Consider the following 20666-nt stretch of genomic DNA (forward strand, 5'->3'; position numbering starts at 1 on the left):
TTCGTTATGGCGCCGGCGCGGCCGGATTCGCTTCACCACCCAACCCAGACACCAGCTGATCGATTGCCTCGCCCAGTACCTGTGTCATCAGCGCGAAGTCCGCTTCCAAGCGCACCACCGGATCGCCGTCGTCCTCGGTCTGTGCGGCCTCGTCGAGCGCCCCATCGGCAAAGCGCAGTGACTTGAGCGCCAGGTCGTCGTGCAGGACCAGGCTTACCGCCTCGTCGATGGTCATCGCCAGGCGGGTGGCTTGCCGGCCGGCGCTCATGCAGCCGGCGATGTCGTCGCCACCGAGATCCACCTGGCGGCCGCGCACGACACTCTCGTCGCCGCTGGTGGCCTTGAGCTCGACCTGGTCGCCGACTTCCAGCCAGGCGGGGCGCGACTCCGGGTTGCCGAGCCACTCGGTCATGGCCCGGGTCGGCGTGGTCTTGGTGGCCAGCGGCGTGACCTTGAGTGAGCCCAGCGTCTGGCGCAGCAGGTCGAGCACGCTCTCGGCAGCGGTCCGGCTCGAGGCGTTGACGCCGATCAGCTGGTGCTGGGTGTCCCACCAGAGGTCGATGCGCTTGGTGCGCACGAAGGCGCGCGGCAGGAACTCCTCGTAGACCTGTTCCTTGAGGGCCTGCTTTTCCTGACGACGCAGGGGCCGGCCTTCGCGGCCTTCCTGATCGCTGGCGCGGGCCTCGACTTCCTCGCGCACCACGGAAGCGGGGAGCAGGCGTTCCTGGTGGAGGGCGGACAGCAGCCGGTGGCCGTTGATCTCGTGGACGAGCTGCTCGCTGCCGCGTCCGGCTGGCGCTGACCAGCCCATCCGCCGGGCCTCGCTGCCGCCAAGCGGGCGGAGGGCTTGTTCGCCCAGGGCGGTGGCCAGGTCATCGAGGGCGAGGGCTGGCGCATCGTGGACGCGGTAGAGGTGGAGGGATTTGAACCACATGGTTATTGCTCCTTATCTACTTCCGCCGACTTCCCGCAAAATGGGCAGTAGTTCGCAGTGATATTGGCCTTGATCTTCTGGCGCTTCGTTCCGTTGCCGCCTTTCTTCGGCACTTGCACGTCTCCTTCGTAAGTGACCGCTACGCGTTCTTCGACGGGATCGCTGAGGATGAGGGCGTAGCCTTGGAGCGAGGCGTTGTAATCGTGGAAGCCTTCGGGTAGATCCTTTTTCATGCGCTCGGCCAGACGGGCCTCGAGGTCTTGTCGGCAGTTGCATTGCATGCTCATCGCTCCTGATCGGGGTGGCCGGCGCATGAGCCGTCCGGGTTTTGGTTGTCGCAGGGGCCGGCGACCAGGTTTGTCCTGCCGGCGTCCAGCATCTGGCGTAGCTCGGCCCGGGCACCTGCTGCGCCGCCCGGGTGGGTGAGCGTCTCCATCAAGCGCTTGTCGCTCTTGCGCAGTAGCGCGGAGATGGGCATGTGGATGTGCCAGGTAGTCACGCGCGCCTCCCTTCGATCAGCCCCTGCCGCTGCAGAGCGAACAGGGCGTTCATCTCGTCGGCGCTGGCGCGCTCGATCAACTGGCCGCCTCGGCACCACCAGGGGCGCGGGGTGGCGACGATGTTCTCGCCGAACTCCATGCGGGTCAGGACGCGGGCGATGAGCTGACGCTGGCGCTGATCGGCTGCGCTCATGGCCCTCGCCCGGCTCAGCTCGTCCTCGAGCTGGCCGATGGTCTGCTGGGCCTGGGTGACCATTCGCCGGTGGGCGTCGATGTCGGCCTCGATGGTCTGTGCGTCGCGTTGCATATCGGGTCTCCGTTGTCGGCCAGCGCACCGGTCAGCCACCGCAACTTGTAAGAATTGCTTACAGGTTGCCGGTGACTCACCGCTGCACTGGGGTGGGTAAAAAGCGCCCGGCCGGAGCCGGGCGAGGTACGCAGGGTTACTGAAGTGATGCGCCATCACGCATCGGGAAGCGCCCTGACCGTCTTGGCGAGAGGGACTAACCCTTGTCTCCAAGTCCGCGGACGCTTTCCGATGGCCAGCAGATGTCGCCCTGCTGGCGCGGCGCCTTCTCAACCGCTCGCGATTGCAGTCGATCCGGTGTCGTCTTCGCATTTGGGCTGCGGACTTCCCTGTTGGCTCGGCTCAATCGCATTGCCGTGCCGTCGTCGGGCTCTTACGACACCACCAGTGCAGTCCGGCTTAATGCCCTGGCTGAGTTGGGCACGTGTGGTGAAGGAGTGGGCGGCCTATGGCCGTTACGTGGTCACATGGGAACCTCCGTTCTGAATACCGGCGCACGTCAAAAGGCGGGCCGGTGTCGCCTGTAAATCGGGGTCCGAATTGTTAAAGAGCTGCTGCATCCGGGAGCGTCCGAGGCGGGCGCTTGCGGTTACAGGCCGGCGTAAGCCGCCGGCGGTCTGGTTACCAGCTGGCGAGCTGCTCGCCGCTGGCGCTGGTGTAGTCGGTGCAATCGCTGGCGCGGTCGTCGTAGTCCGGGTGGCCGAAGCGCTGGGCGGCCGGCACGCCCCGGGCGGCCATGTCGTTCCACTGGCCGACGGCTTGGCAGTAGTCGGTCTGCGCTGCCTGACGCACCTGGTGATCGGTCGGGCCGACGATCACGGCCCAGACGAGCAGGGCGAGCATGGCGAGTAGCAGGACGGCCATGCCCATCACGATGCCGGCGGCGCCGCGGTCGGATTCGGTCATCCAGTTCATGCCGCGTCCTCCCTGAACAGGCTGATGTTGCCGTTGTTGTGGAGCTGCTCGAGCATCCAGCGCAGCAAGTCGATGGCCTCGGCCTGGGTGCGGTGCGGCTCGCAGGCGACGATCACGACCAGCTCGCCGGTGCTCGGCACGTAGAAGGCCGGGCGGTAACCGGCGCGCGGCGATCCGGCGACGGCCTCCCGCGCCAGCAGCTCGGTCTCGGGGTCGGTGGTGCCACTGCGCTGGGCGTGTTCGCGCCAAGCCTCGGCGACTTCGCGGACCGCATAGGTAAAGATGTCGGCGTCGTGCTGGTTCATTGCAGGCGCTCCTGGCTGGCCGCGAGCAGGCGGTCAAGGTGCTTGGTGATCTCGGTCAGCTTCGCGCTCAGGTCTGGGCTACCCACCCGCGCCCAGTGGTGCTGCACGTCATCGCTGTCGCCGGTCGGGTTCATGCGCCGCGTGATCACGTCGATGTGGTTGCTGGCGCCGTAGCGGAAGCTGGCGCTGTAGGTGCCGGCATTCGTCACGTCGATGCACTGATCGACGATCGCGGCGATCTGGAAGCGCTGGTAGCTGGGGATTCTCATTCGTGGTCGTCTCCGTTCAGGCGGATGAGGCTGCCGTGTGAGCGCGGGGGCAGGACGTCGCGACTCTCCATCCGCACCACGCTCCCGCTTTTCTTCGTCCGCTTGACGATCACCACCAGCTCGAACGTTGCGCCGGCATCGATTGCCCGGCGCGCCAGCTTGGCGATGTGCGGCTTTTGCATCTGCTGACCCATGTCGACCAGCGCTTACTCGATGGACTGGATAGCCATAGCTGTCTCCCTGCCTTAGGCGTACATGCGTGTTGAGGTGGGCCGCATGATGCGGACGCGAGCCGTCGGTCTGCGTAGCGCTTGATCGCTGCAGTTGGCGGCAATGGTTATGGCGAGAGAGAGGCAGACAACCTTGATCCAGCCGCCGGCGACGGCTTTTGCGACCAGATGGGGTGTGTTGCGTGCGCCTACACGCTGGTAGGCCATTTGGAGATGACGCCTCACGGTGGGCAGCGCCCTGCTGAGCTTCGCAGCTGCTTCTTCGGCGGTTAAGCCTTGTGCAAGTAGCTCGACAATCTGCGTTTGGCGCTTCGTGAGTTGCATTCTCTCTGCCTCAACAATCAACCGTTAAGTTGATATTAGGCGGCAAGGCAGAGAGAGTCAACCGATAAGGTTGATTTTATTTGGAGGGAATAGCGTAGTGCTTTTTGGTGGTTGATTCCTTGGTTGAAAAATTGTGCTGCGGGCGGCCGTTTCTGAGCCAATCATGTGCGATGGCTAGGCGGCGGCGCATCTCGCGCGGCATTTCTTGGCTCTTACTCGGCGGTTGTTTCATGTGACCCTCTCAACAGACCATCGCTGTATGTGCATACAGTATAATGAAAGATATGAGCTGGCCACCCTCCCTGAGGGTCATCCTAATTTAACTGATGGCTCACGGTTTCGACTGACGAGAAGCGGTTAGTAACCGCTCCTGTTGAGGGCATTGGGACGCAAAAAGCCCGCCGGAAAAGGCGGGCTTTGAGGGGGTGGGTACAGCTTTACAGGAAAGTGCAATCCTGTATTTACAGGTTTACTGGCCAGAAGAAGGGCTATTCTCCAAGGCTTCCTCTGCCTCCTGGAAGACCACGCCATAAACCGCGTCGCGGTCCTTGCCTTGCTCGAGCAACTCCATGGCGCGACCGGCGTACCGGAGAACTTCAGTCAGCTCAGCATGCGGGTTCAGGCGCCGCAGCACACGCTCGACGATCTCCATGGCGGTCAGACGAATGTCACGCACCTGGTCGACAGTGTAGCCGGCGGCCGCGGGCGATCGCACCTCGCTGTCCGCTTCATCGAACCCCGAAAGGTAGGCGGACGAAACACCATACAACTCCGCCAGCTTCCGGATTGTGCCTTCCTCGGGCTTCGATTTTAGCTTTGCCCACTTCGACACAGCTGCCTCGCCAGCGCCTGAATCGGTGGCGATTACCTTCTGCATTCCGTAGACCTTATCGCGCTCATGGTGCTTCAGCGCTGATTCAAGGATGCGCTCCCAGATGATGCGCCGTTCTTCCGCGTCCGACGTTGGTCTCGGCATCCCTTGAGTCTCCGCTGTATCAATCGATCGGTTGATTATATGCGGTGCCGTCTAAGGAACAATTGGTCAAAAACAACCAATTCTTTACAGACTTTACTCTATATCGCAGACTATCAACCTACAGTTGACTCTATGGTGGATAGTCCGTGACGTTGAAAGAGCTCATCAATGACTGTGGCGGTACCCGCATCGTCGCCAAAGGCCTGGGCTGCACCCCGCAGAACGTTCACAAGATGATCAAGCAGGGGCACCTCCCGCTCTCAGAACTCAATGGGCGCACCCGCTACAGCGATCAACTGGCACGTATGCAAAAGACCGGGGCCTTGACGGCGGCAGAGATCCGTCGGCTGGGCATGCGTCTGTAACGAAGGGGAAGGGGAGCCACGACGATGACACAACATCCCAACTACGCCGCCATGTCGCGTGCCGAGCTGATACAGAAGACGACGCGGCTGGCGCTGGACACCGAGGCGGCCGAGAACGCCGGCAAAACGTGCAGGGCGCTGGAATTGCGTGAGCGGTACCACCTGGCGATGGCCGAGTTGATCGCCAAGTCGGCGACCGGCGGCTCAGGCATGCCGCCGGCCGAGGCCTTGCTGGCGCAGCAGCGTGCCGAGCGGACCCGCCAGGGCCACCTTGACGAGGCTGCGCTTTGTCAGCTCCAGCGCCTGGGGCTGGGCAAGGCGGTGCCGGCATGAAGACGATCCGCAATCTGCTGCCGCTGGCGCTGTGCATCGGCCTCGGGCTGGTGCTGCTGGCGCAGGTGGCCCTGTTCCACCGCATGACCGGGGGTGGCCTATGAGCGACGCACTCACTATCGCGTTCGCCGGTTCGCTCGTACTGATCGCCTGGTTGGGCGGGGTGGGTTCGCTATGACACAGCTACGCCGCGGTCGCGGCCTGCACTGGTGCCCGGCTGGCGCTCACTACGTGGGTGAGAGCCAGATGATGATCACCGACCCGCTGACTTTCGAGCGCTCGAAGCTGCTGGCATGCCGGACGTGCCAGCTGTCGAGCAGCAAGGCCAACAGCAAAGCCCGCGCCGTCGCGGCGGCGGGGAGGTGCATGTGAGTGTTGAGGCCACGAGCTGGGCCCTCCAGCAGCAGGCCGTGACCGACCCGGCGGCCCGATCCGTGCTGTTCGGTCTGGCAAACCATGCTAACCACGAAGGGCGCCATGCGTTCCCCAGCGTCGACCTGCTGTGCCGCTACACCGGGCTGGGCCGCCGCACGGTTATCGCCAAGCTCAAGTTCCTGCAGGAAGAAGGGCTGATCCGGAAGGGTAACCAGAAGGTGGCGGCGGCGATCATTGACCGCGCCGACCGTCGCCCGGTGGTCTATGACCTGGCGCTCGGCAAGGGTATCGAGGCCATCGACCTCGGCGATGAGCAGACCCCGGACATGCTTGATCCGCAGGGTGCAGGAAATGCACCCCGTGAAGAATCGCGGGATGCAACAGATGCACCCCGTAGCGGGAACGGGGTGCAAATGACGACGCCACGGGGTGCGAGAGCTGCACCCGAAACGTCCTTAACCAACCCCCACTCTCTCTCTGGCGCGGGCAAATCGATCTTCGAGCAAGCGGCCCAATGCACCGACGACGGCGAGCAGCCGCCGACCGCTGGCGCTCGCCAATTCGTGATGACGCTCGACTGGCAACCCGACCCTGAGCACCTGGCCGCCGCTTGCCAGCGTGCCGGTCTGCCTGCCGACACCCAGCCAGCCACCCACCAACTGGCCAAGTTCACCGCTCACCACGCCGACCAGGGCCGCCGCTACGGCGCCATGGCGTGGACCGCCAAGCTCGTCGACTGGATCCGCAACGATCAGCGCCAGCAAGCCAACCAGCCCACCCCCGGAGGTGCCCATGGAAACCGTCAGCCAGCTGCTGGACAGCGCCAGCGATTCGCCAACGTCAGCGCCGCAGAAGCTCGTCGCCTCGCTGAACAGCAACGCCGCGACGAAGACTCGGCACCGCCAGGCGGAGCAGGGCGGGTCTACGACGGGGAGTTTGTCGCCGGTGACGGCGGAAACCATTGACTGGCTCTTCGACGCGCTCGGCCAGCTGTACGGGGCGCACTGGCGCCGCCGGTGTGTGGACAGCGCCTGGGGGCAGAACCTCAACGGCGAGTGGGTGAGCTTTGACGCCACAGGCGAGTGGTTGCATGCCCTGCAACATCTGAGCGTGGCGCATGTGCAGTGCGGCCTGGCCGCTCTCAATGATGCCGCCGCCGAGGCCGTTTCTCAGGGTCGCACTGCGTGGCCACCGGATAGCCCGATGCTGTTCGCAAAGGCGTGCCGCCTGCGTCCGGAGCCGTTGGGCCTGCCCAGCATCGAGGTGGCGTGGCGCAACGTCCAGGAGCATGCCTTTGCCGGTAAGCCGTTCATGCACGAGGCCGTGGCCGCCGCTGCCGAGCATGTGGATCTGCACAACCTGCGCAGCGCCAGCTATCACCAACTGACCGAGCACCGCCGCCAGTTCGAGCACTACTACGCGAGCAACAGCCGTGAGTGTGTCGTCGAGCGGGTGGCACGCGGTGCGGCGATGCGCCCCCAGGCAGCTCTCGAGCATGACGCCCGTCGCCGCCAGGCCGAGCTGGCCGAGCGCGCCAGCAACGAGCAGGCCGCCCAGCGCGCCGAGGCCGCCGGACTGCCGCAACGCATGAATTCAGACCAGGGCCTGCGCGCGATGCGGGCCGCATTGGGGAGGGCGTGACCATGCAACCCATCGGAGTACCCAGCGGTAACGAGGTGTCGCTCGGCGCCTACCTGGACCACTTGCATAGCGGCGAGCTCTATCGGCAGCAGGATGCCGTGCTGGTGGTGCTGGCGCTGGCTGACGAGCCGTTGACCCGCCACGAAATCGCCGAGCGTGGCGGCATGGCCCTGAGCGCGGCGTGTGGTCGCGTCGGCTCGCTCAAGGACGCCAAGTTCGTCGAGCAGGCCGGCACGAAGCTGGTGCCCGGCGCGCGGTCCGCTCGCTCGACGTTGCGGCTGACCGAGCGCGGACGGGTAGAAGCTGACGACATCCTGCGGAGGGCGCGGTCGTGAGCATGAAACCCATCGACGTTCAGAACGCCTGCCTGCTGGCGCTGCAACTGCGAACCTCAGCCACATCCAGTCGCCTCGCCCGGGATCTGCGCGATGCTGGCCAGTCAATATCGGGCAGTGAGGCGGCTGGTGCCCTAGGTGCGCTCTGCCGAGACGGACTGGCGCGCATCACATTCAAGAAACATCCGACTGTTGGCATCAGCCAGCCGGTCTACTCACTCACCGCCGCCGGGCGGATCGAGGCCAAGCAACTACCGGGAGACGCCCACCATGGCTAAGGCACAGATCACCGGCGCCGCGATCGTGCGCGCCATCCAGGAAGAGAGCCAGCAGACCCGCCGTGGCGTCACCGCCGATATGACGGCCACGCTGGTCAACGCCGGCGGCAAGAACGACCGGGCCCGCGTCGGCAAGATGCTGGCGCTCCTTCGCGACGAGGGATCGTTGACCTATGACCAGGGGCGCTACTGGGCCACCGAGCAGGGGCTGGCTGGAGCCGTGGAGCAACCAGAGCCAACGCCAGCGAATGATGAGCAGGTGGCCGAGCCCAAGATCCCCCTGTGCGCCGATTGTGATGCGGCGCTGTCCGCCGATGAGTTGGAGTTCTACGAGACCCGCTGCGAGGCCTGCGAGCTTGCTACGGAATATGACGAGCCGGAGGAGGCAGGGACCGTCGCCCACCCGCCGGGCGCCACCGAGAGCGGCATTGGCTCCATGCTTGACGCCCTGGTCGCGGGCGCGGATCCGGCAACGCATCACGACCAGGCGCTGCAGGCCGAGGTGGTAGAGCTGCTCGATGGCTTGATCGAGCGCACCCACGACCGCATCACGCTGATGCCAGACGAGTCAGAGCCGCTGCGCGAACTCTTGGCGCACTGCGAGTCCATTCGGGCGCGAACCGTACGGGCGTTCTTCGTTCCCGCTGAGCTGCTCGGGCGCAGGGAGGCCAGCCAATGACCCAGACCACCCATCGACCGGGCGGGCCGCAATCCAAGCGGGCGGCGCTGCTCGGTACCAATGAGCGGTTCCGCCTGTATCTGGACCACCGCCGCCGGCATGGCCACGGCCTGAGCCATGCGCAGCTGCCGGATGGCACGCACAGCCAGGACGATGTGGCCGAGTTCATCCGCGAGGCCTGCGGCGTCACCAGCCGGGCCGAGATCGATCACAACGACCGCGCCCGGCAAATGCTCGACAAGATCGTGGCGGACTACCAGCGCTGGGAGCGGAAGCAGCGGAGGGCAGGCACATGATGTCGATCAGCAGCCCGGCCGGTAAGCGGCTGGCAAAGGCTCGCGCCGCGGTGAAGGCCTCGCAGGAACGAGATATTCCATTGATTGACCGGTACCGGATTCACAGAGAGTTTGAAGAAGCAGCCGAAGCACTGGCCGACGAACTGGTCGCTCAGAACTTCCATGAGATGGAGGGTGATTGATGAGCCGAAAATACGACATTGGTGACCGGATACCGAATGAAGTGCTGGCCGCTCGGCTGGACGAGCTCTCGAACACTCTGACGAAGCGGGGCGAAGATTGGCAGCGTGAATTCACGGTCCGCATTCCCGCCGAACTGGATAGAGATGCCGACTTGGTAATGGCGGAGGCTGCAAAGCGTCTGCGCGCGATGGGGGCTGGCTGATGGTTCAAACACGTCGCGCCACGCCGCGCCGGGCCCGGGTCGATCATGAAGGCGTCGAGCAGGCGGTGCTGATCCGGTGGCTATTGGGCGAGCAGCAGCGGGGTACGGCGGTCGGGCTGGCCTATGAGCACACCTACCACGTGCCCAACGGTGGCCAGCGCAACAAGAAGACGGCCAGCGACCTGAAAGCCCAGGGCGTGAAGGCTGGCGTGTCCGACCTGGTGGTGAAGCTGGCGCGGGGTGGCTGGCATGGGCTGTACATCGAGTTCAAGGCGACGCCGCCGCATCACGCCTCCACGGCGAAATCACAGCGCGAGTGGCTGGCGCTGGCGGAAGACGAGGGTTACTGCGCGGTGCTGGCGCGCGGGCTCGAGGAGGCGAAGGCAGTATTGCGGGAGTACATGAGCTGGCCGGAGACCGAGATCGTCGGGCAGCGGCAGGGGATGACGCACGGGACAGAGTGGAGGGGCTGATGCGCCGCATCGAGGATATGGGGATCGGTGAGCTGCTGGGCATCATCAGCCGTGAGCCGGAGGGGGAACGACGGGAGCGGGCGCTGGCGACGGCGCTGTCCTCGTTGATCGAGGTAGAGATCGAGTGGCGGCTGGATCTGCGTCACCAGAATGCGGGCTATCACAAGGCCAGCTCCATCGCTGGCGCTGGCGAGGCCCGCGGGCAACTGACCGGCCGGGTCGATCATGTCGGCTTGGCAGCCGAGCGCTACCGGTATGCGTGCCGCTGGCGCTCGATGGCGTCGGCATTGCTGGCGCATCTCAACGAGCGCCAGCGCATGGCGGTGTTGCTGTGCGGGTATGCGATCCCCGAGCATCGCCACCAGCGCATGGCCATGGGGCAGGTCGAGCGGCACCACGCGGTGCTCTCCGGTGACCGGGGGCTGACGCTCGCCGAGGTCTGTGATTCGCAGCTGGTCGTGCTAAAGCGGCTGGGCTGGGCACCGGGTGCTGGGTACGCGGCTGGCGAGTGGGTGGCGTTCAAGCCGGTGTCGTGGTCGCTGGCGCCAGCACGGCACAACGCCTGGCACGCTCGGCAGCGGATGCGGCAGCTGCAGGAGCCGGGCAGCCGGGAGGTATTCTCAACGATGCGAGCGATGCGCGACACGGCATGGCGTGCGAGGGCGAAACTACTACCCCTGGTGGTGCAACAGGCCAAAATGGCTATAAAACCACAATATGTTGTAAAACCGCGATAGCGGTGCTAGTGTTCAGCTAAGCTTGTGATTCCTGCGCCTCGACCACCCTAGCGGTGGCCGGGGCGCAGTTCGTTATGTCGCCCGGTTGCGTTCCCCAGCGCTCCCGTTCCCTTCGGCCGGGCGGCCCCTATTCAAGGCCTCGTCATGTCTGCCCACGCTCCCACGCACTGGCTCGACGAGGTCGAGCTGGCTCCGTTCGATCCGCCTGTTGACCCGAAAATCGATGACGCGCCCAACCTGGCGGCATTCTTCGACATGCTGGCGCATGCCGAGGGCACGGTCCGCTTCGGCAACCAGGACGGCTTCAACGTGCTGGTCGGTGGCGGGCTGTTCCACAGCTTCGATGATCACCCACGCCGCTCGGTCTGGCTCCCGGCTTACAACATTCACAGCACGGCCGCGGGGCGGTATCAGTTCCTGGCCGGCACGTGGGATGACCTGGTCGATCGATTCGGCTTTCGGGACTTCTCGCCAGCCAGCCAGGACGCCGGTGCCACGCAACTGATCCGCCAGTGCAAGGCGCTTCGCTTGATCTATGACGGCCGCATTCGTGAAGCCATCCATGCCTGCCGGACGATCTGGGCCAGCCTGCCTGGCGCCGGTTACGGCCAGCGCGAGGTCGCCACTGACGAGCTGATCGACGTCTACCGCCGCGCCGGCGGCAACGTCGCATAACGATAATCCTATCGGTACGCGGGCTGCCCCAGAGGTGCCCACCATGACCCATCAATACGAGACCCATCCCATGCCGGCAAAAGACCCGAACAACTGGGGCTGGCTGCTGGAGCTACTCGCGAGCATCTGGCCGCAGCTGTACGCCGCGGGCTTGGCGTTCCTGGTCGCCCTGGTGCGTGCGCTCTATGCCGGCGGCAAACCGTTCAAGGCGCTGCTGGAAGCGATCCTTTGCGGCTGCCTGACCCTGGCGCTAGTGCCGGTGCTTAATCACTTCGGGTTGAGCCCTGACCTGGCCGTGGCGTTCGGCGCGGCGGTGGCGTTCCTGGGTGTCGAGTGGCTGCGCGACCGCGCGGGCGCAATCGCTGAAAAGGTGATCGGACGATGGCTTGGCAAGTAATCAAGCGGATCTTCGGCAATGCGATGCCTTGGCTATTGGCCGCGCTGCTGGGCTTTGCGGTCTACCAGTACATGCGGGCCGACACGCTGACAGCCGAGCGTGACGCAGCACAGGAGCGAGTCGACCGAGAGTTGGCGAGATCCGCCGCGCTGCAGTCGGCGCTCGACTGGCATCGCAAGCAGGAGGTGCTGATCAATCGGGTGCTGTCCGAGCGCGAGGATGCGCTCGGCGCCATCGCGTCGGACATGGCCGCGCAGCGCCAGTCACTCAATACCCTGGAGCGCAACAATGCGGAAACTCGCGACTGGGCTGCTCAGCCTGTGCCTGACTCTGTTGCTCGCTGGGTGCGCCAGCTCGGCGCCGACGCCGGTGCCGATCGTGATGACGCCGAACGTGCCGCCGCACCTGCTGACACCGCTGCCGCCGCCAACCGTGGCAATGGATAGCAACGGCAGCCTGCTCGAGCTGCTTGCGCGGTATGAGGAGCAACGCCGCCGGTTCAATGCCGATCGGCTGAGCGTGAGCGAGATCCTGCAGCGGATGGATGTCGACGATGCCGAGTAAGCCCCCGCGTCCATGCCGCGCCCCGATGTGCGCCGGCAAGACTACCGCCAGCCATGGCTACTGCGACCTGCACGCCGACATGGCCACTGGCTGGACACAGCGCCGCCAGGGCAAGAGCGGTCGCGGTGGTCGGCCGTGGCGCCGCCTGCGCCAGCGAGTGCTTGAGCGCGATTGCTACCTCTGCCAGCCCTGCCAGCGCACCGGACGGGCGACGCCAGCCAACGAAGTCGACCACATCGTCAACGTGGCCGAGGGCGGCACTGACAGCGCCGACAACCTCGAGGCCATATGCGGTCCGTGTCACAAGGCGAAGACCGCCAGAGAGGCCCAGCGGGCGCGCCAGCCGCACGCCTGAGGGGGAGGGGGAGGGTAAATCTCTACCAGCTCAAAACCCGGACACCGCAGCCTCAGTCACTTTTTTATGCATGAGAAATAACGAAACTTTTTCTGGAGGGCCCCGGTGAACAACAACGCTCCCGTTCGGGCCTCCGGCGGGGGCCGCAAACGCAAGTCGCTCGGCACCCAGAAAAGCTCGATCACTCGCATCAATCCCCCCGACGAACTGATGGGCGATGCCGCCCGCCGAATCTGGAAGCAGCAATCCAAGGTCCTCATCGAGCGCGGCACGTTCGAGATCGAAGACGCGCCGCTGCTACAGGCCTACTGCAACGCCTGGCAGCTGATGCTCGATGCTGAGATCCGTATCGCCAATGAGGGATTAACGATTCCGACTGCCGACGGCAGCGAGAAGATGCACCCGGTGGTCAACGTCCGCGACAAGTCTGTGCAGCAGCTTTCGCGGCTCGGTTCGCTGCTCGGACTCGACCCGCTCACGCGCATGCGCATGCTCGGCGCCGGATCAGGAAACGGTGACGACGGGCAGGGGGAAAACGAATTCGACGAGTTCTGATCTATGGCCGCTTACCCGAATGTGAACGCGGCTCAGAAATACGCCCGCGACATAGTTGGTGGGCGCATCCCTGCATGCAGCTATGTCCGTGCTGCCTGCGCCCGGCATCTCGATGATGTCCGTGCCTCAAAGGCCAAGAACTACCCGTATCGATTCGACCGCGATCTGGCTGAGCGGGTCTGCCGCTTCATTCAGAAACTGCCGCACACAAAGGGCGAGTGGGCGCGCGGCAAGCAGCGTATCAAGCTCGAGCCGTGGCAGCTGTTCCTGTTCTCGATGGCTTTTGGCTGGGTCCGCAAGAGTGACAAGGCCCGCCGGTTCCGCGAGGTCTACACCGAAGTCCCGAGGAAGAACGGCAAGTCGATCATCGCAGCCGGCGCCGGCGTCTATGCGTTCTGTGCCGACAAAGAATACGGTGCCGAAGTCTACTGCGGTGCCACCTCAGAAAAGCAAGCCTGGGAAGTTTTCGGGCCGGCCATGAAGATGGTCAAGAAGCTCCCGAACCTGCGCAAGCACTTCGGCATCGTGCCCTGGGCGCGGAAGATCGAGCGCACCGACGGCAGCAAGTTCGAGCCGGTGATCGGCGATCCAGGCGACGGCTCGTCGCCATCGTTCACTGTAGTCGACGAGTACCACGAGCACCCTGATTCGCGGCTCTACGACACGATGATTACCGGCATGGGTGCCCGCACACAGCCGATGATGTGGGTTATCACCACCGCCGGTTACGACATCGCCGGGCCGTGCTACGAACTGCGCGAGCGCGTGATCGAGATGCTGGAAGGTACCAGCCAGGACGACGAGCTATTCGGCATCGTCTACACGATCGATGCCGACGACGACTGGAAGAGTGAGGCCGCGCTCTACAAGGCCAACCCGAACATTGGCGTTTCGGTGAAGCTCAGCTTCCTCAAGTCGATGCAGCAGCAGGCTATCGCCCGCGCGCGACAGACCAACAAGTTCAAGGTCAAGCACCTCAATCTGTGGGTCACCTCGAAGGAGGCCTTCTTCAATCTCGAGGAGTGGAAGCGTTGCGCGGACCCGGCGCTCACGCCCGAACAGTTCGCAGGCTGGAATTGCTACCTCGGCTTCGACCTGGCGCGAAAGCTCGACATGAACAGCATGGCGCGTCTCTTCGTGAAGACCATCGACGGCAAGCGACATTACTACTGTGTCGCCCCGAAGTTTTGGGTTCCGGAAGCCACCGCGTACGACAGCGACGACCTTCGCATGGCGCAGCGATACCAGGGCTGGGTCGAGAGCCACCACATGGCGGCGACCGAGGGTAGCGAGGTCGACTATCGCGAGATCCTCGAAACCGCGAAGGAAGTGCACTCGGTGACACCCGCGCTGGAATCGCCGATCGATCCGCATGGCGCGGCCAACCTTTCGCATCAGCTCGAGGACGAAGGGCTTTGCCCGATCAGCATCACGCAGAACTACACCAACATGTCGGACCCGATGAAGGAGCTCGAGGCGGCGATCATCGCCGGTCGGTTCCATCACGACGGCAATCCGATCATGACCTGGTGTATCAGCAACGTGGTCGGCAAGCACCTGCCCGGCAACGACGATGTGGTGCGCCCGATCAAGCAGGGCAGCCACAACAAAATCGATGGTGCGGTTGCGCTGATCATGGCCATCGGCCGCGCCATGCTGGCGGATCAAGCCGAAACAAACATCCTCGATACCCTCTCCGACGACGACATTCTGGTCATGTGATATGCGAACCATCCTGATCGACATACTGGGGCTGGCCGGCTTCGGCTGCCTCATGGGCGGCGTTTATCTGCGCTATGGCCTGGACGTCTCGCTGATCTCGGGCGGCGCCATGCTAGTCCTGCTGGCGCTGGCTTCGGCCACGCGGGGAGGGCGCCGATGATTCTCGACCAACTTCTCGAGCGGCGCTCAGTCGAGAACCCGGACACGCCGCTAACCGGGCAGAACCTGCAGGAGTACCTGCACCCGGCCGACGCCATCGCCGTGAACAACCAGAGCGCGATGACGCTGTCGGCGGTCTACTCGTGCATCTACGTGCTGTCGTCTTCACTGGCGCAGCTGCCGCTTCACGTCATGCGCAAGCAGGGCGATCGCATCGAAGCCGCCAAGGACCACCCCGCGTACTGGCTGCTGCACGACGAACCCAATACATGGCAGACCAGCTACAAGTGGCGCGAGACCCAACAGCACCACGTCGTGGGCTGGGGGAACGGTTACACCCAGGTGGTGCGTAGCAACCGCGGCGAACTGCGCGAGCTGGTGACCCGCCGGCCGTGGGAGTGCCAGCTGGTCAAGAACGGCACGCGATGGCTTTACGCCGTGACCGATGAGGAAGAGGGCACCCGGGCGGTCGCGCTCGAGGACATGGTCCACGTCCGCGCCCTGGGATCCGACGGCCGCACCGGTACCAGTCTGATCCGGCAGCATGCCGAAACCATCGGCCTCGGTCTGGCCGCCCAGCGTTACGGCAAGGATTTCTTCACTGGCGGTGGTCGACCCACGGGGCTCGTTTCCGTCAAAAACGACCTTCGAGAGGATAGCTGGAACCGGCTAAAGAGTGCCTGGCAAGCGGCAGTGGGCAGGCTTAGAACGTCCGACAATAAGACGTTAATGATGCCGGCGGACCTCGACTACAAGTCGATCACCGTTCCGCCGGAAGACGCCCAGTTCCTCGAGACCCGCAAGCTCAACCGCTCCGAAGTCGCCGGCATCTTCAACGTGCCGGCGCACATGATCAACGACCTGGACAAGGCCACCTTCTCGAACATCAGCGAGCAGGCCATCCAGTTCGTGCGCCACACCATGATGCCGTGGGTAGTGAACTGGGAGCAGGAACTCAACCGGCGCATCTTCACCCGCGCCGAGAGAGCCGCCGGCTACTACGTCAAGTTCAACCTGGCCGGGCTGCTGCGCGGCACCGCCAAGGAACGCGCCGAGTTCTACCACTACGCCGTGACCGACGGCTGGATGGACCGCAACGAAGTGCGCGCCCTGGAAGACCTGAACCCCCGCGAGGGCCTCGACGAGATGCTGATCAGCGTCAACGCCCGGCCGTCCAGCCAACTGGGCAACGAAAACCAGCCCGAGGAATAACCATGAGCGAGATCGAGAAGCGCGCCCTTGCCTGCGAGGTACGCGCAGAACAGGTCGAGGAAGGCCAGCCGGCGCGGATCGTCGGGCATGGTGCGGTCTTCGGCAAGCGCAGCGAGATGATCCTGGGCATGTTCAAAGAAGAGATCGCCCCCGGCGCCTTCGATGACGTGCTCGGCGACGATGTCCGTGCGCTGTTCAACCACGACCCCAGCTTCGTACTCGGCCGCACTCGTAGCGGCACGCTCGAGCTTTCCATCGATACCGAGGGGCTGCGCTACGAGATCGATCCGCCGGACACCCAGTCGGTGCGTGACATGGTGCTGGCGCCGCTGATGCGACGCGACATCACCGGTTCCAGCTTCGCCTTCCGCGTCGCGCCCGACGGCGATGAATGGCGGGAGGAAGACGACGGGCTGATCGTTCGCACCATCACGCGGTTCAGCCGCCTGCTCGACGTATCGCCGGTGACCTACCCGGCCTATCCGGATGCGGGCGCTGCAAAGCGCTCCCTCGAAGCTCGCTGTGCCGAGATCCAAGGTCTCGCCCAGCGGGCTATCAACCAGCGCCGCGCCCGCGAGCGCTTCCTTGAAATCATCCAAGCCTGACCGTCCCCTGGAGGACCTATGAAACTGCACGAACTCAAGCAGCGCTATAACGACATCGCCAAGGATATGCGGGCGCTGAACGAAGAAATCGGCGACAACGCCTGGAGCGAAGAACAGCGCACCAACTGGAAGTCGATGAAGACCGACCTCGATGCGCTCAACGACAAGATCCAGCGCGAGGAACAGCTCCGCGACGCCGACCAGCGCTTCGTCGAGGATAACGAAGACGAGCATCGCGCCCGTGCGGCCCGCGACGAGAACGGCGGCGCTTCCGTCGATGAGCAACGAGCGGCATTCGAAGCCTTCCTTCGCCAAGGCATGCAGGATGTCACCCCCGAGCAGCGTCAGCTCCTGCGCGAGATGCGTGCTCAGGCGACCTCGCCGGGCGAGGCGGGCGGTTACACCGTACCGACCGAGATGCTGCGCCAGGTGCAGGAGACCATGCAGGACTTCGGCGGTATCGCCTCGGTTGCCCAGATCCTCACCACCGGCAGCGGCAACACCATCGAGTGGCCGACCAGCGATGGCACCGGCGACATGGGCGAGCTGCTCGGCGAGAACCAGCAGACCGGCGAGCAGGATGTCGAGTTCGGCATGGACAGCCTGGGCGCTCACAAGCTGAGCTCCAAGGTCATTCGCGTGTCGAACGAGCTGCTGCAGGACAGCGGCATCAACATGGAGAGCTACCTGGCCGGCCGCATCGGCAACCGCCTGGCGCGTGCCGAGGCGCACTACATCGTCAAGGGTACGGGCGCGGGCACTCCGCTACAGCCCAAGGGTCTCGAGGCCTCGGTGACCGCATCCGTGGCAACCGCGGCGGCCACCACGCTCAAGTGGCAGGAAATCAACTCGCTGATCCACGCCGTCGATCCCGCCTATCGCCGTGCCGCAGGCTACCGCCTGGCCTTCAACGACAACACGCTGAAGCTGATCGAAGAAATGGTCGACAGCCAGGGCCGCCCGCTGTGGCTGCCGGGCGTCGCTGGCGTTGCGCCCTCCGTGGTGCTGAACCGCCAGTACGTCATCGATTCGGGCATTGCCGATATTGGTGCCGGGAGCAAGTTCATGTACGGCGGCGACTTCAAACAGTTCGTGCTTCGCCGCGTCAACTACATGGTGCTCAAGCGCCTGATCGAGCGTTATGCCGACTTCGACCAGACCGGCTTCCTGGCCTTCGCGCGCTTCGGCTGCATCCTGCAGGACGCTGCCGCCATCAAGGCGCTGCAAGGCAAGCCCGCCGCCTAACCCACTGGGCCGCCTCCGGGCGGCCCGATTGCTTCGGGAACCGTCATGCTCGAGCTGGACATCATCAAGCAACACGTCCGGCTCGAGCCGGACATCGTCGAGGACGACACGCTCCTCGACACCTATTCCAATGCCGCCCGGCGCCTGGTCGAGAACAAGACCGGGCGGACGCTGTACGCCACCGATACCGAGATCCCCAAGGACAGCGAGGGCAACATCACCGACGAGCACGCCCTGGTGCTCGACGACGACATCACCACCGCGATGCTGCTGATCATCGGCCACTGGTACGCCAACCGCGAGAGCGTGGTCATCGGCACCATCACCAGTGAGGTACCGATGGCGGTGCATGCGCTGATCAGCCCTTACCGTCACTTCCATCTTTGAGGTCGCCATGGCTGACACACCCACCGCCGACCAGGTCGAGCGGCTCATCGCGTCACAGCAGGCGCTGACCGATGCGATCGGCGACCTCGCCCAGAGCAACCGCGATCTCGTCGACCTGATCGCTGCCGACATGGACGTCGAGCCCGACGACCATCGGCCGCGGTTGCTCGACGAGCGAGGCCTGGAGGACTGACATGCGCGCCGGCAAGCTCAACAAGCGCATCACCCTGCAGCGCAAAGGTCAGCAGCAGGACCCAAACAGCGGCGCCACGATCGATACATGGCTCGACGTCAGTACCGTCTGGGCGGGCATCGAGTATCTCAGCGTCCGTGAGTTCATCGCCGCGCGCTCCGGCCAAGTCGAGATCTCCGCTCGCATCACCATCCGCTACCGCACAGGAATCGGCGCCACCATGCGCGCCGTGCGCGGTGATCAGATCTTCAACATCCATGGCGTGTTGCCCGACAACGGTTCGGGCCGCGAGTACCTGACGCTACCAGTGAGTGAGGGGGCCAACGATGGCTGACGCCGTGCGCTTCGAGGTTCACGGACTGGTCGCGCTGGGTGATCGCCTCGAGGGGCTGCAGTACGACATGAAACGCAAGGGCGGCCGGTTCGCGCTGCGCAAGGCGGCCAACGTCATTCGCGACAAGGCCAAGGCCAACGCCAAGCGCATCGACGACCCGACGTCCGCGGCGGACATCAGCGAGAACATGGCGGTGCGCTGGTCGGGCCGGCACTTCAAACAGACCGGCGATCTCAAGTTCCGCGTCGGCATCATGGGCGGCGCCGGCGGCCGGGCCAATAGCGAAGCGCTCGCCGGCCTGCCCGGTGGCGACACGCGCCACTGGCGCCACGTCGAGTTCGGTACCGAGCACACCCGGGCCCAGCCGTTCATGCGCCCCGCGTTGGCCGAGAGCATCCAGGCCGCCAGCGAGGAATTCGTCCGCCAGTACCACAAGTCACTCGACCGCGCGCTCAAGCGCGCCGCGAAGGCCAGCCAATGACTCCGCCGATCTTCCCGACCTGTGCCGCCGATCCCGGCGTGACCGCGCTGCTGGGTACGCTGCCGACGCGGCTCTACCCATTCGGCAAAGCGCCGGCCGGCGTGGCCCTGCCATACGCCGTGTGGCGCACGGTCACCGGAGCGCCGGAGAACTACCTGGCAGATCGCCCCGACATCGACGGCGCCACGCTGCAGGTCGACGTCTACGCCGCAACGCCCGGCGATGCCACGGCGGTGGCCGAGGCGCTGCGCGATGCCATCGAGCTCAAGGCTCACATAGTCCGCTGGGGTGGTGACGACACCGACCCCGAAACTAGCCACTACCACGTCGCGTTCGACGTGGATTGGTGGGTGCCGCGTTGATGCCGGGTCTACAACTGTAGACTGAGGAGGGAATGGCAAAGGGACCACTATAGGACAAGAGAAGGCGCCGCCTCTCATTAGATGGAGTTCTATAGTGACGATGAAACTTACCTTCGAAGTGGTCGTAAACGTCCCATTCGCGCTGCTGACGTGGCTGTGCTTAGCCCACCGGGGCAGCATATTCCTCAGGTAACCTAGAGAACGAAACCGAGCCCAGCCAAGTGCTGGGCTTTTCTATGACCATTACCCCAGCAGGGGGACAGGAGAAACGCATGTCCATTCTCACCCAGGGCACCCAGGTGTTCATGATCGATCCTGATGACGAGACCGCGATCATCAAGATCCCCGGCGTCACCGCCTTCAACCCCGGCGGCAACCCGCGCGACCAGATCGAGGACACCAGCCTCGAAGCCACCACCTCGCGCACCTACAAGAAAGGGCTCGGCACGCCCGGCCAGGCGAGCCTGACCGTCAACGCCGACCCGCAGGAGCCTGCGCACCTGCAGCTGTACGATCTCGCCAACGATAGCGTCGACCGCAACATCAAGTTCGTGGTGGGCATGAGCGATGGCACCGAGCCGCCGACCGTCACCACCGGCGAGTTCACGCTCCCGACCACGCGCAGCTGGTTCGCGTTCGAGGGATACATCGCGGACTTCCCGTTCGACTTCGCCACCAACTCTGTCGTCAGCTCGCAGGTCAGCATCCAGCGCAGCGGCGATGGCGTCTGGACCAAGAAGGGCGCACCGGCCGCATAAGGGTT

40 protein-coding genes are annotated in these 20666 nt (G+C 64.6%); 29 read left to right on the plus strand and 11 right to left on the minus strand.

The window, feature by feature from the left end; all coding sequences use genetic code 11:
• Positions 1-4: 4 nt before the first annotated feature.
• The 11 genes from R6258_RS07690 to R6258_RS07740 form a co-directional block, all read right to left on the minus strand.
• Entirely contained in the window at positions 5-934 is a 930-nt protein-coding gene (locus R6258_RS07690; RefSeq protein WP_318449079.1) for a recombination-associated protein RdgC, read from the minus strand.
• Positions 935-936: 2 nt separating this feature from the next.
• Positions 937-1215 carry a hypothetical protein gene (locus R6258_RS07695; protein ID WP_318449080.1) on the minus strand — a complete coding sequence of 93 codons (279 nt, stop codon included), beginning with the start codon at positions 1213-1215 and terminating at the stop codon, positions 937-939.
• A gap of 2 nt (positions 1216-1217) precedes the next feature.
• A complete protein-coding gene (locus R6258_RS07700) occupies positions 1218-1433 on the minus strand; it encodes a hypothetical protein (RefSeq protein WP_318449081.1) in 216 nt (71 codons plus the stop codon).
• A complete protein-coding gene (locus R6258_RS07705; protein WP_318449082.1) occupies positions 1430-1741 on the minus strand; it encodes a hypothetical protein in 312 nt (103 codons plus the stop codon). The genes R6258_RS07700 and R6258_RS07705 overlap by 4 nt, the downstream gene beginning before the upstream one ends.
• A gap of 621 nt (positions 1742-2362) precedes the next feature.
• Positions 2363-2656 (minus strand): hypothetical protein, encoded by a 294-nt coding sequence (locus tag R6258_RS07710; RefSeq protein ID WP_318449083.1) that lies wholly within the window; start codon positions 2654-2656, stop codon positions 2363-2365.
• The gene (locus R6258_RS07715) at positions 2653-2961 is read right to left on the minus strand and encodes a hypothetical protein (protein WP_318449084.1); all 309 of its coding nucleotides are present in this window, start codon (positions 2959-2961) and stop codon (positions 2653-2655) included. Before R6258_RS07715 ends, R6258_RS07710 begins: the two co-directional genes overlap by 4 nt.
• Positions 2958-3230, minus strand: a complete 273-nt coding sequence (locus R6258_RS07720) for a hypothetical protein (RefSeq protein ID WP_318449085.1) — start codon at positions 3228-3230, stop codon at positions 2958-2960. Before R6258_RS07720 ends, R6258_RS07715 begins: the two co-directional genes overlap by 4 nt.
• A complete protein-coding gene (locus R6258_RS07725; RefSeq protein WP_318449086.1) occupies positions 3227-3424 on the minus strand; it encodes a hypothetical protein in 198 nt (65 codons plus the stop codon). Before R6258_RS07725 ends, R6258_RS07720 begins: the two co-directional genes overlap by 4 nt.
• A 51-nt stretch (positions 3425-3475) precedes the next feature.
• Positions 3476-3784, minus strand: coding sequence for a helix-turn-helix transcriptional regulator (locus R6258_RS07730; RefSeq protein WP_318449087.1), 309 nt, complete (start codon positions 3782-3784; stop codon positions 3476-3478).
• A gap of 76 nt (positions 3785-3860) precedes the next feature.
• Positions 3861-4016, minus strand: coding sequence for a hypothetical protein (locus R6258_RS07735; protein ID WP_318449088.1), 156 nt, complete (start codon positions 4014-4016; stop codon positions 3861-3863).
• Between the two features lie 237 nt (positions 4017-4253).
• The gene (locus tag R6258_RS07740; RefSeq protein ID WP_318449089.1) at positions 4254-4760 is read right to left on the minus strand and encodes a hypothetical protein; all 507 of its coding nucleotides are present in this window, start codon (positions 4758-4760) and stop codon (positions 4254-4256) included.
• A gap of 146 nt (positions 4761-4906) precedes the next feature.
• Between R6258_RS07740 and R6258_RS07745 the strand changes: the two genes are divergently transcribed.
• From R6258_RS07745 to R6258_RS07885, 29 genes are all read left to right on the plus strand, one after another.
• Positions 4907-5125, plus strand: coding sequence for a hypothetical protein (locus R6258_RS07745; RefSeq protein WP_318449090.1), 219 nt, complete (start codon positions 4907-4909; stop codon positions 5123-5125).
• A gap of 24 nt (positions 5126-5149) precedes the next feature.
• On the plus strand, positions 5150-5458 hold the full coding sequence (locus R6258_RS07750) for a hypothetical protein (RefSeq protein WP_318449091.1): 309 nt from the start codon (positions 5150-5152) through the stop codon (positions 5456-5458).
• Positions 5459-5751: 293 nt separating this feature from the next.
• Complete coding sequence (locus R6258_RS07755) at positions 5752-6798, plus strand: DnaT-like ssDNA-binding domain-containing protein (RefSeq protein WP_318449092.1); 1047 nt, start codon at positions 5752-5754, stop codon at positions 6796-6798.
• A gap of 55 nt (positions 6799-6853) precedes the next feature.
• The gene (locus tag R6258_RS07760) at positions 6854-7474 is read left to right on the plus strand and encodes a hypothetical protein (protein WP_318449093.1); all 621 of its coding nucleotides are present in this window, start codon (positions 6854-6856) and stop codon (positions 7472-7474) included.
• Positions 7475-7476: 2 nt separating this feature from the next.
• The gene (locus R6258_RS07765; RefSeq protein ID WP_318449094.1) at positions 7477-7809 is read left to right on the plus strand and encodes a hypothetical protein; all 333 of its coding nucleotides are present in this window, start codon (positions 7477-7479) and stop codon (positions 7807-7809) included.
• 2 nt (positions 7810-7811) lie between these two features.
• On the plus strand, positions 7812-8087 hold the full coding sequence (locus tag R6258_RS07770) for a hypothetical protein (RefSeq protein ID WP_318449095.1): 276 nt from the start codon (positions 7812-7814) through the stop codon (positions 8085-8087).
• Positions 8080-8766 (plus strand): hypothetical protein, encoded by a 687-nt coding sequence (locus R6258_RS07775; protein WP_318449096.1) that lies wholly within the window; start codon positions 8080-8082, stop codon positions 8764-8766. Before R6258_RS07770 ends, R6258_RS07775 begins: the two co-directional genes overlap by 8 nt.
• Positions 8763-9062 (plus strand): hypothetical protein, encoded by a 300-nt coding sequence (locus R6258_RS07780; protein WP_318449097.1) that lies wholly within the window; start codon positions 8763-8765, stop codon positions 9060-9062. Before R6258_RS07775 ends, R6258_RS07780 begins: the two co-directional genes overlap by 4 nt.
• Positions 9059-9244 (plus strand): hypothetical protein, encoded by a 186-nt coding sequence (locus R6258_RS07785; RefSeq protein WP_318449098.1) that lies wholly within the window; start codon positions 9059-9061, stop codon positions 9242-9244. The genes R6258_RS07780 and R6258_RS07785 overlap by 4 nt, the downstream gene beginning before the upstream one ends.
• On the plus strand, positions 9244-9447 hold the full coding sequence (locus tag R6258_RS07790; protein WP_318449099.1) for a hypothetical protein: 204 nt from the start codon (positions 9244-9246) through the stop codon (positions 9445-9447). Before R6258_RS07785 ends, R6258_RS07790 begins: the two co-directional genes overlap by 1 nt.
• Entirely contained in the window at positions 9447-9920 is a 474-nt protein-coding gene (locus R6258_RS07795) for a VRR-NUC domain-containing protein (protein WP_318449100.1), read from the plus strand. Before R6258_RS07790 ends, R6258_RS07795 begins: the two co-directional genes overlap by 1 nt.
• A complete protein-coding gene (locus R6258_RS07800) occupies positions 9920-10657 on the plus strand; it encodes a hypothetical protein (RefSeq protein ID WP_318449101.1) in 738 nt (245 codons plus the stop codon). Before R6258_RS07795 ends, R6258_RS07800 begins: the two co-directional genes overlap by 1 nt.
• 144 nt (positions 10658-10801) lie before the next feature.
• On the plus strand, positions 10802-11332 hold the full coding sequence (locus tag R6258_RS07805; RefSeq protein ID WP_318449102.1) for a glycoside hydrolase family 104 protein: 531 nt from the start codon (positions 10802-10804) through the stop codon (positions 11330-11332).
• A 43-nt stretch (positions 11333-11375) separates the two neighbouring features.
• Positions 11376-11729 (plus strand): phage holin, lambda family, encoded by a 354-nt coding sequence (locus tag R6258_RS07810; protein WP_318449103.1) that lies wholly within the window; start codon positions 11376-11378, stop codon positions 11727-11729.
• Positions 11714-12175: a hypothetical protein gene (locus R6258_RS07815; protein WP_318449104.1), complete on the plus strand. Its 462-nt coding sequence runs from the start codon at positions 11714-11716 to the stop codon at positions 12173-12175. Before R6258_RS07810 ends, R6258_RS07815 begins: the two co-directional genes overlap by 16 nt.
• On the plus strand, positions 12168-12293 hold the full coding sequence (locus tag R6258_RS07820; RefSeq protein ID WP_318449105.1) for a hypothetical protein: 126 nt from the start codon (positions 12168-12170) through the stop codon (positions 12291-12293). Before R6258_RS07815 ends, R6258_RS07820 begins: the two co-directional genes overlap by 8 nt.
• Positions 12283-12648: an HNH endonuclease signature motif containing protein gene (locus R6258_RS07825; protein ID WP_318449106.1), complete on the plus strand. Its 366-nt coding sequence runs from the start codon at positions 12283-12285 to the stop codon at positions 12646-12648. Before R6258_RS07820 ends, R6258_RS07825 begins: the two co-directional genes overlap by 11 nt.
• Before the next feature lie 105 nt (positions 12649-12753).
• Positions 12754-13203, plus strand: coding sequence for a phage terminase small subunit P27 family (locus tag R6258_RS07830; protein ID WP_318449107.1), 450 nt, complete (start codon positions 12754-12756; stop codon positions 13201-13203).
• Between the two features lie 3 nt (positions 13204-13206).
• Positions 13207-14925 carry a terminase large subunit gene (locus R6258_RS07835; RefSeq protein WP_318449108.1) on the plus strand — a complete coding sequence of 573 codons (1719 nt, stop codon included), beginning with the start codon at positions 13207-13209 and terminating at the stop codon, positions 14923-14925.
• Position 14926: 1 nt separating this feature from the next.
• Positions 14927-15085 (plus strand): hypothetical protein, encoded by a 159-nt coding sequence (locus R6258_RS07840; RefSeq protein WP_318449109.1) that lies wholly within the window; start codon positions 14927-14929, stop codon positions 15083-15085.
• On the plus strand, positions 15082-16296 hold the full coding sequence (locus R6258_RS07845; protein WP_318449110.1) for a phage portal protein: 1215 nt from the start codon (positions 15082-15084) through the stop codon (positions 16294-16296). The genes R6258_RS07840 and R6258_RS07845 overlap by 4 nt, the downstream gene beginning before the upstream one ends.
• 2 nt (positions 16297-16298) lie before the next feature.
• The gene (locus R6258_RS07850) at positions 16299-16901 is read left to right on the plus strand and encodes an HK97 family phage prohead protease (RefSeq protein ID WP_318449111.1); all 603 of its coding nucleotides are present in this window, start codon (positions 16299-16301) and stop codon (positions 16899-16901) included.
• An 18-nt stretch (positions 16902-16919) separates the two neighbouring features.
• Positions 16920-18146, plus strand: a complete 1227-nt coding sequence (locus tag R6258_RS07855) for a phage major capsid protein (protein WP_318449112.1) — start codon at positions 16920-16922, stop codon at positions 18144-18146.
• A gap of 45 nt (positions 18147-18191) precedes the next feature.
• Positions 18192-18533 (plus strand): head-tail connector protein, encoded by a 342-nt coding sequence (locus R6258_RS07860; RefSeq protein WP_318449113.1) that lies wholly within the window; start codon positions 18192-18194, stop codon positions 18531-18533.
• Positions 18534-18540: 7 nt separating this feature from the next.
• Positions 18541-18726, plus strand: coding sequence for a hypothetical protein (locus tag R6258_RS07865; protein ID WP_318449114.1), 186 nt, complete (start codon positions 18541-18543; stop codon positions 18724-18726).
• A gap of 1 nt (position 18727) precedes the next feature.
• Positions 18728-19060, plus strand: a complete 333-nt coding sequence (locus tag R6258_RS07870) for a phage head closure protein (RefSeq protein WP_318449115.1) — start codon at positions 18728-18730, stop codon at positions 19058-19060.
• A complete protein-coding gene (locus R6258_RS07875; RefSeq protein WP_318449116.1) occupies positions 19053-19541 on the plus strand; it encodes an HK97-gp10 family putative phage morphogenesis protein in 489 nt (162 codons plus the stop codon). The genes R6258_RS07870 and R6258_RS07875 overlap by 8 nt, the downstream gene beginning before the upstream one ends.
• Positions 19538-19903 (plus strand): DUF3168 domain-containing protein, encoded by a 366-nt coding sequence (locus tag R6258_RS07880; protein WP_318449117.1) that lies wholly within the window; start codon positions 19538-19540, stop codon positions 19901-19903. The genes R6258_RS07875 and R6258_RS07880 overlap by 4 nt, the downstream gene beginning before the upstream one ends.
• Positions 19904-20175: 272 nt before the next feature.
• On the plus strand, positions 20176-20661 hold the full coding sequence (locus tag R6258_RS07885) for a phage tail tube protein (RefSeq protein WP_318449118.1): 486 nt from the start codon (positions 20176-20178) through the stop codon (positions 20659-20661).
• Positions 20662-20666 lie beyond the last annotated feature (5 nt).

The organism is Halomonas sp. HP20-15, assembly GCF_033446685.1.
Taxonomy (GTDB): Bacteria; Pseudomonadota; Gammaproteobacteria; order Pseudomonadales; family Halomonadaceae; genus Modicisalibacter.